At 66.9% G+C, this 12,579-nt stretch carries 14 protein-coding genes; 8 read left to right on the top strand and 6 right to left on the bottom strand.

Going from position 1 to position 12,579, the window contains the following annotated elements:
- Positions 1-21: 21 nt before the first annotated feature.
- The 5 genes from AB3X07_RS18270 to AB3X07_RS18250 all read left to right on the top strand — a co-directional run bounded on the left by AB3X07_RS18270 (position 22) and on the right by AB3X07_RS18250 (position 3,778).
- Complete coding sequence (locus tag AB3X07_RS18270; protein WP_369940126.1) at positions 22-663, top strand: glutathione S-transferase family protein; 642 nt, start codon at positions 22-24, stop codon at positions 661-663.
- A 9-nt stretch (positions 664-672) separates the two neighbouring features.
- The gene (locus AB3X07_RS18265) at positions 673-900 is read left to right on the top strand and encodes a DUF2007 domain-containing protein (protein ID WP_369940125.1); all 228 of its coding nucleotides are present in this window, start codon (positions 673-675) and stop codon (positions 898-900) included.
- Between the two features lie 155 nt (positions 901-1,055).
- Entirely contained in the window at positions 1,056-1,706 is a 651-nt protein-coding gene (gene msrA / locus AB3X07_RS18260; RefSeq protein ID WP_369940124.1) for a peptide-methionine (S)-S-oxide reductase MsrA, read from the top strand.
- A gap of 157 nt (positions 1,707-1,863) precedes the next feature.
- The gene (locus AB3X07_RS18255; RefSeq protein ID WP_369940122.1) at positions 1,864-2,772 is read left to right on the top strand and encodes a WD40/YVTN/BNR-like repeat-containing protein; all 909 of its coding nucleotides are present in this window, start codon (positions 1,864-1,866) and stop codon (positions 2,770-2,772) included.
- Positions 2,773-2,872: 100 nt separating this feature from the next.
- Positions 2,873-3,778, top strand: coding sequence for a hypothetical protein (locus tag AB3X07_RS18250; protein ID WP_369940120.1), 906 nt, complete (start codon positions 2,873-2,875; stop codon positions 3,776-3,778).
- Between the two features lie 100 nt (positions 3,779-3,878).
- Here AB3X07_RS18250 and AB3X07_RS18245 read toward each other — a convergent pair whose 3' ends face one another.
- The 6 genes from AB3X07_RS18245 to ahpC all read right to left on the bottom strand — a co-directional run bounded on the left by AB3X07_RS18245 (position 3,879) and on the right by ahpC (position 9,807).
- The gene (locus AB3X07_RS18245; RefSeq protein WP_369940119.1) at positions 3,879-4,463 is read right to left on the bottom strand and encodes a type 1 glutamine amidotransferase family protein; all 585 of its coding nucleotides are present in this window, start codon (positions 4,461-4,463) and stop codon (positions 3,879-3,881) included.
- 291 nt (positions 4,464-4,754) lie between these two features.
- Positions 4,755-5,723: a transaldolase gene (locus AB3X07_RS18240; protein WP_369940117.1), complete on the bottom strand. Its 969-nt coding sequence runs from the start codon at positions 5,721-5,723 to the stop codon at positions 4,755-4,757.
- A gap of 45 nt (positions 5,724-5,768) precedes the next feature.
- Positions 5,769-6,197 carry a nucleoside diphosphate kinase regulator gene (gene rnk / locus AB3X07_RS18235; RefSeq protein ID WP_369940115.1) on the bottom strand — a complete coding sequence of 143 codons (429 nt, stop codon included), beginning with the start codon at positions 6,195-6,197 and terminating at the stop codon, positions 5,769-5,771.
- 196 nt (positions 6,198-6,393) lie between these two features.
- Positions 6,394-7,362 carry a LysR substrate-binding domain-containing protein gene (locus tag AB3X07_RS18230; protein WP_369940113.1) on the bottom strand — a complete coding sequence of 323 codons (969 nt, stop codon included), beginning with the start codon at positions 7,360-7,362 and terminating at the stop codon, positions 6,394-6,396.
- A 98-nt stretch (positions 7,363-7,460) separates the two neighbouring features.
- Positions 7,461-9,050: an alkyl hydroperoxide reductase subunit F gene (gene ahpF / locus AB3X07_RS18225; protein WP_369940111.1), complete on the bottom strand. Its 1,590-nt coding sequence runs from the start codon at positions 9,048-9,050 to the stop codon at positions 7,461-7,463.
- Between the two features lie 193 nt (positions 9,051-9,243).
- The gene (gene ahpC, locus AB3X07_RS18220) at positions 9,244-9,807 is read right to left on the bottom strand and encodes an alkyl hydroperoxide reductase subunit C (protein WP_369940108.1); all 564 of its coding nucleotides are present in this window, start codon (positions 9,805-9,807) and stop codon (positions 9,244-9,246) included.
- Positions 9,808-10,123: 316 nt separating this feature from the next.
- Between ahpC and prmC the strand changes: the two genes are divergently transcribed.
- The 3 genes from prmC (at position 10,124) to AB3X07_RS18205 (ending at position 12,563) form a co-directional block, all read left to right on the top strand.
- The gene (prmC, locus tag AB3X07_RS18215; RefSeq protein WP_369940107.1) at positions 10,124-10,957 is read left to right on the top strand and encodes a peptide chain release factor N(5)-glutamine methyltransferase; all 834 of its coding nucleotides are present in this window, start codon (positions 10,124-10,126) and stop codon (positions 10,955-10,957) included.
- 136 nt (positions 10,958-11,093) lie between these two features.
- Positions 11,094-11,504 (top strand): hypothetical protein, encoded by a 411-nt coding sequence (locus AB3X07_RS18210; RefSeq protein WP_369940106.1) that lies wholly within the window; start codon positions 11,094-11,096, stop codon positions 11,502-11,504.
- Positions 11,505-11,708: 204 nt separating this feature from the next.
- Complete coding sequence (locus AB3X07_RS18205; RefSeq protein WP_369940105.1) at positions 11,709-12,563, top strand: hypothetical protein; 855 nt, start codon at positions 11,709-11,711, stop codon at positions 12,561-12,563.
- Positions 12,564-12,579 lie beyond the last annotated feature (16 nt).

Raw genomic sequence — 12,579 nt, 5'->3', positions numbered from 1 at the left:
CGTCCAAGCGCGAGATCCGTCATGCCGCTTCCCCGTCTGGTCATCGGCGACAAGAACCTGTCTTCCTGGTCGCTGCGGCCGTGGCTGCTGCTGCGGCACTTCGCGGTGCCGTTCGAGGAACTGGCGCTGCCGCTGAACACGCCCGAGTTCGCCGAACGCATCGGCGCGTACTCGCCGACCGGGCGGGTGCCGGTGCTGTGGGATGGCGACCTGCAGGTCTGGGATTCCCTGGCGATCTGCGAATACGCCAACGAGCGCTGGTTGGACGGGCGTGGTTGGCCGGCGGCGCCGGAGGCGCGGGCGCAGGCGCGTGCGGCGGCCTGCGAAATGCATGCGGGGTTCGCCGCCCTGCGCCGGCAGTTGCCGATGCAGGCCTGTCGCCGGCCCGACGGGCGCCATTGGGATGCCGAGGCGCAGGACGACATCGCGCGCATCGTGCAGCTGTGGGCCACGCTGCGCGCCGCCCATGGCGCCGGCGGCGCCTTCCTGTGCGGCGACTTCGGCATCGTCGATGCGATGTTCGCGCCCATTGCGGTGCGCTTCGCCGGATATGGGGTGGAGGTGCCGGCGGAGGCCGCGGCCTACCTGACCGCGTTGGAGGCGCTGCCGGCGATGCGCGAATGGCGCGCCGGCGCGGTCGCCGAAGTCGCCGCGCGCGGTTGAGGGCGGACTATGCAGATCGCCTATCGCGCCCAGCACCTGATCGATGCGCACCTGGCCAAGCATGCGCTGGAGGACGCCGGCATCACCGCCTTCGTGTTCGGCGAAGCGCTGCTTGGCGGCACCGGCGAACTGCCGTTCGGCGTGGTCCAGGTCTGCGTGGCCGACGAACTGCTGGAAAAGGCCCAGGAAGTGCTGATGACACTGGGCCTTGGCGGCCAGGTGACGCGGGCGATGTAGGGGAGGGGCCGGGACTGGGGAGTCGGGAGTGGGGATTCGAAAAAGCGCGCCGCTTTTGCCAATCCCCCACTCCCGACTCCCCAATCTCCGCCTTGAAAAGGCGGTTCAGCAGCGCCATCCACAAGGCATCCCTTTCGATGCCAGGAGTTCGCGCCATGTTGGGAATCGGTGCCTTCAAGCAGCGCCTGCCGCGTCCGGGCGAAAGCCTGCCCGGCCGTAGCGAACCGCTGCCGCTGCACAACCGCCACTTCGTCAACGGGAACCCGCTGCGCGACGCGTTCGCCGGCCTGGAGCAGGTGCAGTTCGGCCTGGGCTGCTTCTGGGGCGCCGAGCGCAAGTTCTGGTCGTTGCCGGGGGTGTTCAGCACGGCGGTCGGCTACGCCGGCGGCGAGACGCCCAATGCCACCTATCGCGAGGTGTGTTCCGGCCAGACCGGTCATACCGAGGCGGTGTTGGTCGCGTACGACTCGCGTGAGGTGAGCTTTGCGCAGTTGCTGCAGACCTTCTGGGAAAGTCACGACCCAACCCAGGGCATGCGCCAGGGCAACGATACCGGCACTCAGTACCGTTCGGCGATCTACTGCAGCACGCAGGAACAGTACGACGCGGCGATCGCCAGCCGCGATGCCTACCAGCAGCGTCTGGATGCCGCCGGCTACGGTCCCATCACCACCGAGATCCGGTTTCCCGCCCCGCCGTTCTACTACGCCGAGGACGAGCATCAGCAGTACCTGGCCAAGAACCCGGGCGGCTACTGCGGCCTGGGCGGCACCGGCGTGAGTTGCCCGATCGGGCTGGAGGCCTGAGCGGTCAGGCCCCCCGAGCGCTAGGGCGTGTCCCCACTCCCCGCGGCATGCTCCGGGAGTGGGGACACGCCCTAGTGGGCGAGGCCGCCAGCGTGGGCGTGGTTGCCTGCGCTAGCCGCATCCGGCACCCTGGTTCCCGGGGTCAGTAGAAGCACGCATGTCCAACGAACTCTCTTTTCTCTCCGGTTTCATGCAAGGCCGTGGCATCGGTCGTGTCATTGCGCAAATCGATGCGTTGAAGGATCACGGTGCGACCGAGACGCTCCTGCTCAAGTGGGACCGAGCCCAGTGCGCGTGGTTCTACTTCGAACTGGGCTGGCACGCCACGCGCGTCTGCTTCGTCGAGCATACCGAACCCACCCTGCTCGCCGTTGGTCCCGATGGGCTCGTTTCGGTCAGCACGGCGGACGGCGCCAGCGAGGAAGTCATCGATGCTTCTGCCGACGGCCCTTCGCGGCGAGGTCCCATTCGGGACCTGCGTGTGATCGCGGGTGTCGCCTATGTCGTCGGCATGGGGCGCCAGGTCTACCGTCGGGAAGCGGATGGCCAGTGGACGCGCCAGGATCACGGGACGGTCCTGCCGCGCGGTGAGCCCGCGCTATGCGGCTTCAACGCGATCGACGGCCTGAGCGAGGAGCGCCTCTATGCCGTTGGCTTCAACGGCGAGATCTGGCTGCGCCATCGCGGGCAGTGGCAGCAACAGGACAGTCCGACCCCGCTCGTACTGCACCGGGTTCGCGTGATCCGTGACGACCTGGTCTATGCCTGCGGCCAGATGGGAACATTGCTGCGCAGCGACGGCATGCGTTGGCAGCGCATCGAGCACGATGCGACCCGCGACGATTTCTGGGGCATGGAATGGTTCAACGGCGAACTGTATCTGGCGTGCGACAGCGGACTGTTCAAGCTCGACAGCCAGGACCACCTAGTGGCGGTGGACATGCAACTGTCGCCGACGCCCAGTTGCCGGCACCTTCACGCCAGCGACGGCGTGCTGTGGTCGTGCGGGCCCAAGCATGTGGTATGGACGGAAGACGGCCAACGTTGGATCGACGTGACGCTATGACGCGTCCAGGGGAGTGTGACGTGCGGCGTCGGTATGGGCGCAGGGTAGTCCCTGGGCAAACGGCGTATTCGCTTGGCCGCCGGCACATGGAGAGCATGCAATGACCGACTTCGACTTCGAGCGCATCGGATACCGCTTCCGCAGCGCTGCCGTGCGCTACCACGACCTGGTGTACGTGCTGTGCATCGATCCTGGCCTGGCCGAAGCGCAATTGCCGCATACCGCGTTCTACGCCCTGGATGCGGGCGATTGGTGCATGTTCGAGATCGGCCGCTGGAATGCCCACTCGGTCTGCATCGTGCAATATCCCAAAGAGCAGGCCATCGCCCTGGGCGAACACGGCGACGTGCGCGTGATGGGCAACGGCGACGACTACGACGAGCGGATCGCCTGCGAGGGCGTGGCGCCGGGCATCCTGCGCGAAATCCGCAACGTCGCCGGCTACGCCTACGTCTGCGGCATGGATCGCCAGGTGTTCAGGCGCACGGCCCCCAGCACCTGGCTGGCGCTGCATGGCGACATGCCGGAACAGCCGGCGAAGGACCTGGTGTTCGGCTTCGAATCCATCCACGGCGACAGCGAGCGTAGTCTCTACGCGGTGGGGTGGCATGGCGAGATCTGGTGCTTCGACGGCGCCGCCTGGAGCCGCTGTGCCAGTCCCACCGAAGCGCATCTCACACGTGTCTGCTGCGCCGGCGACGGCTGGGTCTATGCCTGCGGCATGGGTGGGGTGCTCCTCAGAGGCCGCGGCGCGCAATGGCAGATCATCGGCCATCACGCCACCGATGCGGACTTCTGGGATCTGGCGTGGTTCGCGGACACGCTGCATGTGTCCACGCGCGATGCCGTCTACGCATTGCGTGGCGATCGGCTCGAGCCGGTCGGCGGCGGCCTGGCTCCTGACAGCTGTCATCGCCTCAGCAGCGCCGATGGGGTGCTCTGGTCCATTGGCGACCAGGCGATCTCCGCATTCGACGGCCAGGCCTGGACGCGCGTGGCCGGCTGATCGCGATGCGCCTCGGCCGGCGTCCTTGCGCCGGCGGCGCAGCCCCTGGGGCGCGTCCCCAGTCCCCGAGCGCGGCATGCTCGGGGAGTGGGGACACGCCCTAGTCGAACTCGGCGGCGAACATCTGCCGCAGTTGCGCGATCTGCGCCTCGCGCTCGGGATGCAGCAGGCGCAGGCATTCCTCGGCGAAGCCGACCGGGCTGGTGCCCGGCGCGGTGATCAGGCCGCCGGCGCTGACCACGCGGCGCGCCTGGTAGTGCGCGCTGCCGGCATAGACACCGACGTGCTCGCGCAGAAAGGCTTCGGAGTTGCTGGTGTGCGGCCGCGTGTCGAGCAGGCCGGCATAGGCCAGCGCCAGGGTCGCGCCGCAGATCGCGGCGACGCCGCGGCCGGCCTCCAGACGCTGCTGCAGCAGCGCGCTCAGCCCTGGAATCTCGCCGGCCTGCCAACGGTCGCTGCCGGGCAGCAGCCACAGGTCGGCGTCCAGTGGCGCCAGATCCGACAAGGCGTAGGCAGGATGGATGGCCAGACCGCCGATCGAGGTGACCGGCTTGCCGTCGATGCTGGCGATCTGGATCGTGTCGCCCTGGCCCGCGTCGCCGAACCAGGCCCGCGCCGCCGGCAGGACGATGCCGATTTCCCAGTCCGCCACGCCGTCCACCATCACTACCGCGATCGTCGCCATTGCCGTTCCTCTGCTGTGGAAAGCGCAGCATAGCCGGCGAAAAGTTGCGGCGGCGCCAACGCGGTGTCGCGAACGCCGCCGGCGATGTGCGATTTAGCCAGGCTTGTTTCCCGCTTTCCGTGTGTAGAGGCGTTTGTGCTCGCGCGATACAACGGCCTGCACCGACGGCATCTGATTCGATCGGGGAGCCGGCTTCGCGACGGGCACCCGCTTCGCCGATTCCCTATTCCCGTTTCCCTATTCCCCCCACCACAAGAGCGGCCTCACCGCTCTTGTGGTGCTGCACAGCGGTCAGGCCGCCAGCTTGTGCCGGATCGTCTCGCGCAGCGCCTGCAGGTCCTTGGCGAAGGTGTCGATGCCGCTGGCCAGTTTCTCGGTCGCCATCGGATCGGCGGCCAGGTCGGCGGCGAAACGCTGCGCGTCGATCGGCTCCACCTTGGCGCCATCGGCCTGCCCGGGCGAGAGCTTGCGCGGCAGTTCGCCATGGTCGGCGTCGAGCTTCTCCAGCAGGTCCGGCGAGATGGTCAGGCGATCGCAGCCGGCCAGCGCTTCGATCTGCGCGGTGGAGCGGAACGAGGCGCCCATCACCACCGTCGGCGAGCCGCGGCGCTTGAACTCGTCGTAGACGCCGCGCACGAACTGCACGCCCGGGTCGTCGTCGATCGTCGCCGGGGTCTGGCCCTGGGCCACGTACCAGTCGAGGATGCGGCCGACGAACGGCGAGATCAGGAACACGCCGGCCTCGGCGCAGGCCAGCGCCTGGGTGCGGTTGAAGATCAGCGTCAGGTTGCAGTCGATGCCGTCCTTCTGCAGCTGGCGCGCGGCCTCGATGCCTTCCCAGGTCGCGGCGACCTTGATCAGCACCTTGTCCTTGGACACGCCGTGCTCGGCGTACATGGCGATGAACTTGTGCGCCTTGGCGATGGTGGCGGCGGTGTCGTGCGCCAGGTCGGCATCCACTTCGGTGGATACGCGCCCGGGCACCAGCGCGCTGAGCTTGGTGCCCACGCCGATGGTCAGGCGGTCGGCGATCTCGTCGACCAGGGCGGCATGGTCGCCGTCCTGACCGCGCGCCCAGGCCAGCGCTTCGTCGATCAGGTCGGCGTAGACCGGCAGGTCGAGCGCTTTCTTCACCAGGGTCGGATTGGTGGTGCAATCGACCGGCTTGAGCCGCTTGATCGCATCGTAGTCGCCGGTATCGGCCACGACCACGGACAACTCGCGCAGCTGAGCCAGTTTGGAAGGAGCGGAAGACGTCATCGATAGTTCTCGGAACGGATGGAATGGAGGATAAGCCCGCGCACGTTAACCCGTCGCGTGCGCGAAGTCGCCGGCCGGCTGCACCGCCAGCACGCGCAGCCGCAGCGCGCGGCCGCCCGGGGCCTGCCAGTCGATCGACTGGCCCACGGCCAGGCCGAGCAGGGCGCTGCCGACCGGCGCCAGCACCGAGACGCGGCCTTGCGCGGCATCGGCTTCGTGCGGGTAGACCAGGGTGAGTTGGTGGCGTTCGCCGTGCAGTTCGTCTTCGCATTCCACGCGCGCGTGCATGGCGACGATGCCGGCGGGAATCTGTTCGGGCGGCACCACGGTGGCGCGGCCCAGTTCTTCGCCCAGCGCGAGCGCGGCCGGGTGTTGCTTCAATGCGGGCGATTCGAGCAAGGCCTCCAGACGGGCCAGGTCGTGGCTGGACACGATCAGCGAAGGGGGTAGGCCGCTTTGCGGGTGAGAGGACATGGCAAACTCCTTGGGTCATGAAAAAGGCGGCGCTGCGAGGCGCCGCCGGGAGGGCGCTGGCGGTCGCACGCGGTCGGCCACGGGGGCACGAACGCGGCGCTACAGGCAGCGCTGACCCAGGATTGTCGCATCGTCCGGCCGTAAACCGGCGTTAGCGCCGCCAGCGCCAGTGGCGGCGACGCCCGCCGTGCCGCGCTCAACGCGCGGCGACGCGCGGCAGCGTGTCGACGACGGGGGCTGCTACTGCGCTCGGCGCGGCCCTGGCCGACAGCAGCGTCTCGGGCAGCGCCTTGAACAGCGTCGCCAGCTGCTCCAGGAAATCGCTCATCGCCGAACTGCGGCGCCACAGCATCGCGATGCGCCGGCTCGGGCCGGAGGCATCGTCGAAGCGCAGCAGATGGATGTTGGACGAATTGGTCACCGGCGGTTGCACCGCCAGCAGCGGCAGCAGGGTCACGCCGACATTGGCGGCCACCATCTGCCGCAGCGTTTCCAGGCTGGTGGCCTGGAATTCGGCTTTTTCCAGCGCGCCGGACAGGTGGCACACGTCCAGGGCCTGCTCGCGCAGGCAATGGCCATCCTCCAGCAGCAGCAGCCGTTGCTGGTGCAGTTCGCTCAGGCTCAGGGAATCGCGCTTGGCCAGCGGATGGGTATCGGGCACCGCCAGCACGAACGGTTCCTCGAACAGGAATTCGGTATGCAGCTGGTCGTCGTGCAGCGGCAGTGCGAGCAGCGCCGCATCCAGCCGGCCTTCGCGCAATCGGGTCAGCAGCACGTCGCTCTTTTCCTCGATCAGCAGCAGCTCCAGGTGCGGGAAGCGTTCGCGGATGCCCGGGATCACGTGCGGCAGCAGGTACGGGCCCAGCGTCGGGAAGATGCCCAGGCGCACCGTGCCCGCTTCCGGGTCCTGGCTGCGCCGCGCCGCTTCCTTCATCTGCTCGATCTCGGCGACGATGCCGCGCGCGCGGCTGGCCGCCTCGCGTCCGGCCGGGGTCAGCATGACCTTGCGCGGCGCACGCTCGACCAGCGGCACGCCGAGTTCGTCCTCGAGCTTCTTGATCTGCGTGGACAGCGTCGGCTGGCTGACGAAGCAGGCCGCCGCGGCACGCCCGAAATGCTTGTGATCGGCCAGCGCCACCAGGTACTTCAGATCACGCAGGTTCATCGGCAGGCTCCTTGGCGGTGTACTCGGCGCGGCGTGGGGCCGATCGCCCCGGGACAGCATAGGCCCCGCGCCGGGTCGCGGCGCGGGGCGGTCGCGGATCAGGCCGCTTCGGCGACCGCGCCGTTGACCGGCGCGCTGCTGCGGATCAGGTGGTCGAACGCGCTCAGCGCCGCCTTGGAGCCTTCGCCCATGGCGATGATGATCTGCTTGTACGGCACCGTGGTCGCATCGCCGGCGGCGAACACGCCCGGCAGCGACGTCTGGCCGCGGTCGTCGACCACGATCTCGCCGCGCGGCGACAGCGCCACCGTGCCCTGTAGCCACTCGGTGTTCGGCAACAGCCCGATCTGCACGAAGATGCCTTCCAGCGCCACGCGGTGGACGTCGCCGCCGACGCGGTCCTTGTAGACCAGGCCGGTGACCTTGCTGCCGTCGCCCAGCACCTCGGTGCTCTGCGCGTTGACCAGGATGTCCACGTTGCCCAGGCTGCGCAGCTTGCGCTGCAGCACTTCGTCGGCGCGTAGCTTGCTGTCGAACTCGACCAGGGTGACGTGGCTGACGATGCCGGCCAGGTCGATCGCCGCTTCCACGCCGGAGTTGCCGCCGCCGATCACCGCCACGCGCTTGCCCTTGAACAGCGGGCCGTCGCAGTGCGGGCAGTAGGCCACGCCCTTGTTGCGGTACTGGTCTTCGCCGGGCACGTTCATCTGCCGCCAGCGCGCGCCGGTGGACAGGATCACGCTGCGGCTCTTCAGCGAGGCGCCATTGGCCAGCTTGACCTCGACCAGGCCGTCGGCGCCGGCCGGAATCAGCTGTTCGGCGCGCTGCAGGTTCATGATGTCCACGTCGTACTGGCGCACGTGCTGCTCCAGCGCCGCGGCCATCTTCGGGCCTTCGGTCTCCTGCACCGAGATGAAGTTCTCGATCGCCATGGTGTCCAGCACCTGGCCGCCGAAGCGCTCGGCCGCCACGCCGGTGCGGATGCCCTTGCGCGCGGCATAGATCGCCGCCGCCGCGCCGGCCGGGCCGCCGCCGATCACCAGCACGTCGAACGGCGCCTTGGCCGCGAGGTTGGCCGCATCGCGCTTGGCCGCGCCGGTGTCGAGCTTGGCCACGATCTGCTCCAGGCTCATGCGGCCCTGGTCGAACACTTCGCCGTTGAGGTACACGGTGGGCACCGACATGATCTGCCGCGCTTCCACTTCGTCCTGGAACAGCGCGCCGTCGATCGCCACGTGCTGGATGTTCGGGTTCAGCACCGCGGCCAGATTCAGCGCCTGCACCACGTCCGGGCAGTTCTGACAGGACAGCGAGAAATAGGTTTCGAAGCGGTACTCGCCGGGCAGGTTGCGCACCTGCTCGATCAACTCGGCGGTGGCTTTGGACGGGTGCCCGCCGACCTGCAGCAAGGCCAGCACCAGCGAGGTGAACTCGTGGCCCAGCGGCAGCCCGGCGAAGCGCAGGTGGATATCGTGGCCGGGGCTGGTCAGCGCGAACGACGGCGTACGCTCGCCGCTGTCGCGGTGCACGTCCAGCGTGATCTTGTCCGACAGCAGCACCAGATCCTCGAGCAGATCGAGCATCTCGCGCGATTTGGCGCCGTCGTCCACCGACGCGGTGATGTGGATGGGCCGGACGACCCGCTCCAGGTAAGCCTTCAACTGGGTTTTCAGATCGGCATCCAACATGGCGGACTCCTGACGATGGGCAAAGCGAAGGGGAGGCGTTGCTGCCACAGGGGCAGACCGCCGTGAAGAATTGGGAGGAGGGGTGAACCGCAGCCGACGCGGCCGGTGGCTGGCGCGAGGCGGGCGTGGGCGGCGCGGGCTGCGGTTCACCCCCACCCCCGCCGGGACGGCGGAGATGGGAGCGTGGCGCGACTTAGATCTTGCCGACCAGGTCCAGCGACGGCTTCAGGGTCTTTTCGCCTTCCTTCCACTTGGCCGGGCACACTTCGCCCGGATGCGCGGCGACGAACTGCGCGGCCTTGAGCTTGCGCAGGGTCTCGGTGACGTCGCGGGCGATGGCGTTGTCGTGGATCTCGAGGGTCTTGATCACGCCTTCCGGATTGATCACGAAGGTGCCGCGCAGGGCCAGGCCTTCCTCGTCGATGTGCACGCCGAACGCGCGGGTCAGCTGGTGGGTCGGGTCGCCGACCAGCGCGAACTGCGCCTTGCCCACCGCCGGCGAGGTCTCGTGCCACACCTTGTGCGAGAAGTGCGTGTCGGTGGTGACGATGTAGACCTCGGCGCCGATCTTCTGGAACTCGGCGTAGTTGTCGGCGGCGTCTTCCACTTCGGTCGGGCAGTTGAAGGTAAAGGCGGCCGGCATGAAGATCAGCACCGACCACTTGCCCTTCAGGTCCGCGTCGGTGACTTCGATGAATTCGCCGTTCTTGTAGGCGTTGGCCTTGAATGGCGCGACCGGGGTGTTGATCAAAGACATGGAGTTTCCTCGTGGTTGGAAAAGGGGGCGGGGGATGGAACGAGGCTCATCATAGGAGGGGGCGATAGATATCTCAAATCGATTGATGGAATTGAATAGATAGATTTCGTCTATCGTTATTCAAGCCTGGCTCTTTGCTGCGCTGCGGGAAGCCCGTGCGGGAGCGCTTCCGCGTGTGCCAAGTCCGCGGGGTAGGCGGCCCGCTGTCTGGTTGGTATGCCGGGCCTGCCCATCGGCAATGCGGTGGTGCCGCGCGACATGCCGGCTTCGTTCTACCACGTTGGCTTTTCCGGACCACTGCGTCATCGTGACGCCGATGAATGCGCACACCCCCGAATCCCTGTTGCGCTCGGCCTGCCAGCAGGTCGAGCGCGCCGATGCCGAAGCCTTGCTGATCCACGCCTTGCAGCGCGACCGCGCCTGGCTGTTCGCGCATGCCCGCGACCCGTTGCCGGCGCCGGTGGCACACCGCTTCGCCGACCTGCTGGCGCGACGCGTGCACGGCGAGCCGGTGGCCTACCTGACCGGCCGCCGCGGTTTCTGGACGCTCGACCTGGCGGTGGGGCCGGCGACGCTGATCCCGCGTGCGGAGACCGAGCGCTTGGTCGAACTGGCCCTGGAACGGGTCGACACCGCACCGGGCCGGCGCATCGCCGACCTGGGCACCGGCAGCGGCGCGATCGCCTTGGCGCTGGCCAGCGAGCGGCCGCGGGCGCAGGTGCTGGCGACCGACCTGAGCGAGGCGGCGCTGGCGGTGGCGCAGGCCAACGCGCGGGCGCACCGCCTGGACAACGTCGCCTTCGCCCATGGCGCCTGGCTGGCGCCCCTGGCCGGGCAGCGCTTCGACCTGATCGCGAGCAACCCGCCCTACATCGCCGCCGACGACCCGCACCTGGCGCAGGGCGACCTGCGCTACGAACCGGCCAGTGCCCTGGCCTCCGGCGCCGACGGCCTGGACGACATCCGCCAGATCGCCGCCGCCGCGCCGGCCCACCTGTTGCCGGGCGGCTGGCTGCTGCTGGAGCACGGCTGGGACCAGGGCGACGCGGTGCGCGCCGTGCTGGCGGCGGCGGGCTTCACCGACGTGACCACCCACCAGGACCTGGAAGCGCGCGATCGGGTCACGTTGGGGCGCTGGCCGCTCGCCTGAACCGGGCGCCGCCTGGCGTAATCGGCACCCGGTCAAGCGCTACGAGGTCATCGCCACGTCGCATGCGCCGGGGCCATGGGATTCGTTCGAAGGCGCCTACATCGGCTATGACGTCGTCAATACGAAATGCGTGCCGATGATCCCATTCCTTGGCACGCAACATGTGCCGAATACCGGGCTCAATGTGCCCATGGTGCAAGTGGACGATCACACTTGGAAGGGCTATTTCTATCGTGATGCCTTGCGAGACGAGAACTACTTCAAACTTGGCATGTGTCAGTGGGATGTCACCAGCGTTAGTGCCAGCGCGATGTTCCAAAGTGTACGTTTCGCTTGGAGTGGTTCTTTTGAAGAGCTTCTTCGTGACGGCACACAAACGAGCTATTTCAAGAAGAGCGCGTATGGGGACAGGTCTTTTGCTCCCTATGGTGCGCCTGACTGCTCCCATCTTCGGCCGGAATACAAGCGTGAACCAGGCGACTTCTTTCCCGTCACCATCTCTATCAAGGAAAGTGTGCTTTCAAGTCTATTCTCTAAACCTCGCTGATCTGGTCATGAGCTTGCATAAAATCGTCTGTAGTGAGCCGGCAGGTGCGCCGCAGCTGAGTTTATTCCGCAGATCGACCCGGTCGCGGCTGTCATCGGTGGCTATGTCGGCGCAACTGCACCGCCGACACTGATGGTGTGATTCCGTGTTAGTAATATCTAAAGCGCAACTTGGAAGAATGGGAAAAAGGAGAGGTGACGCGCGATGAGCCATGAAAAGAACGAGTACCCCGACAATCCCTATCGTCCGCGAGCGCGCGCGATGCACGATCCACTTCACGACGCGCAACTCCTGCGTGACATGGGCAGCATCAACGCGGACGTCCACGCCAGGCTCGGTGCTCTGCCGCATGGCGGATTGTCGGTAAAGCCCCGGCGCAAGCCGACACTGCCACTACCTCCAGCCCCCACGGTCGCGGTACCCGCGGCCCATCCCCCCGAGGACGATCCGATGAAACTGCACCACCTGGCCGCTGCCGCCATCATGCCTCTGGCCGCGACCACCGCCGGTTGTTCGAAAGGCATCGATATTGGAAACGATGACGCAACCGGTCATTTGAATCCACACCCGGTCAAGCGTTATGAGGTCATCGCTACGTCTCATGCGCCAGGGCCTTGGGATTCTATTAAGGCGTACATCAGCTACGAAGTTGTCAATAAAGAGTGCGTGCCGATGATCCGGCTCCTTGGTACACAGCATCTGCCAGATGCTGGGCTGGATGTTTCCATGGCTCGCGTGGATGAGCATACATGGAAGGGGTACTTCTATCGTGATGCCCTGCAGGATGAGGACTACTTCAAGCTTGGCGTATGCCACTGGGATGTCACGAGCGTAGGCGTCGCCGCGGTTGCCAAGGGGGTGCGATTCAATTGGGGGGACATGCTTGATTCACTTCTGCGTGATGGAGATACAGAAAGGTATTTAAAGAAAAGTGCATATGGAGATCAATCTTTATTCCAATATGGCACGCTGGATTTGGATCCCGCCGATCCTGAGGTGCTCCAGCATCCGGATGCCTATTTCTCTGCCATCATCGCTGTCAAGGAAGTCAAGCCATGAGGATGATTAATCAAGT

This window comes from Xanthomonas sp. DAR 35659 (assembly GCF_041242975.1).
In the GTDB taxonomy this organism is placed as follows: Bacteria; Pseudomonadota; Gammaproteobacteria; order Xanthomonadales; family Xanthomonadaceae; genus Xanthomonas_A; species Xanthomonas_A medicagonis.
The sequence above is the reverse complement of the archived record's forward strand: the minus strand, read 5'-3'. Positions and strand labels throughout refer to the sequence as shown.

Bases quoted from the DNA above. Each gene is read 5' to 3' on its own strand.
- AB3X07_RS18270 (WP_369940126.1), top strand. From the start codon at position 22: ATGCCGCTTCCCCGTCTGGTCATCGGCGACAAGAACCTGTCTTCCTGG.
- AB3X07_RS18265 (WP_369940125.1), top strand. From the start codon at position 673: ATGCAGATCGCCTATCGCGCCCAGCACCTGATCGATGCGCACCTGGCC.
- msrA (WP_369940124.1), top strand. From the start codon at position 1,056: ATGTTGGGAATCGGTGCCTTCAAGCAGCGCCTGCCGCGTCCGGGCGAA.
- AB3X07_RS18255 (WP_369940122.1), top strand. From the start codon at position 1,864: ATGTCCAACGAACTCTCTTTTCTCTCCGGTTTCATGCAAGGCCGTGGC.
- AB3X07_RS18250 (WP_369940120.1), top strand. From the start codon at position 2,873: ATGACCGACTTCGACTTCGAGCGCATCGGATACCGCTTCCGCAGCGCT.
- AB3X07_RS18245 (WP_369940119.1), bottom strand. From the start codon at position 4,463: ATGGCGACGATCGCGGTAGTGATGGTGGACGGCGTGGCGGACTGGGAA.
- AB3X07_RS18240 (WP_369940117.1), bottom strand. From the start codon at position 5,723: ATGACGTCTTCCGCTCCTTCCAAACTGGCTCAGCTGCGCGAGTTGTCC.
- rnk (WP_369940115.1), bottom strand. From the start codon at position 6,197: ATGTCCTCTCACCCGCAAAGCGGCCTACCCCCTTCGCTGATCGTGTCC.
- AB3X07_RS18230 (WP_369940113.1), bottom strand. From the start codon at position 7,362: ATGAACCTGCGTGATCTGAAGTACCTGGTGGCGCTGGCCGATCACAAG.
- ahpF (WP_369940111.1), bottom strand. From the start codon at position 9,050: ATGTTGGATGCCGATCTGAAAACCCAGTTGAAGGCTTACCTGGAGCGG.
- ahpC (WP_369940108.1), bottom strand. From the start codon at position 9,807: ATGTCTTTGATCAACACCCCGGTCGCGCCATTCAAGGCCAACGCCTAC.
- prmC (WP_369940107.1), top strand. From the start codon at position 10,124: ATGAATGCGCACACCCCCGAATCCCTGTTGCGCTCGGCCTGCCAGCAG.
- AB3X07_RS18210 (WP_369940106.1), top strand. From the start codon at position 11,094: ATGATCCCATTCCTTGGCACGCAACATGTGCCGAATACCGGGCTCAAT.
- AB3X07_RS18205 (WP_369940105.1), top strand. From the start codon at position 11,709: ATGAGCCATGAAAAGAACGAGTACCCCGACAATCCCTATCGTCCGCGA.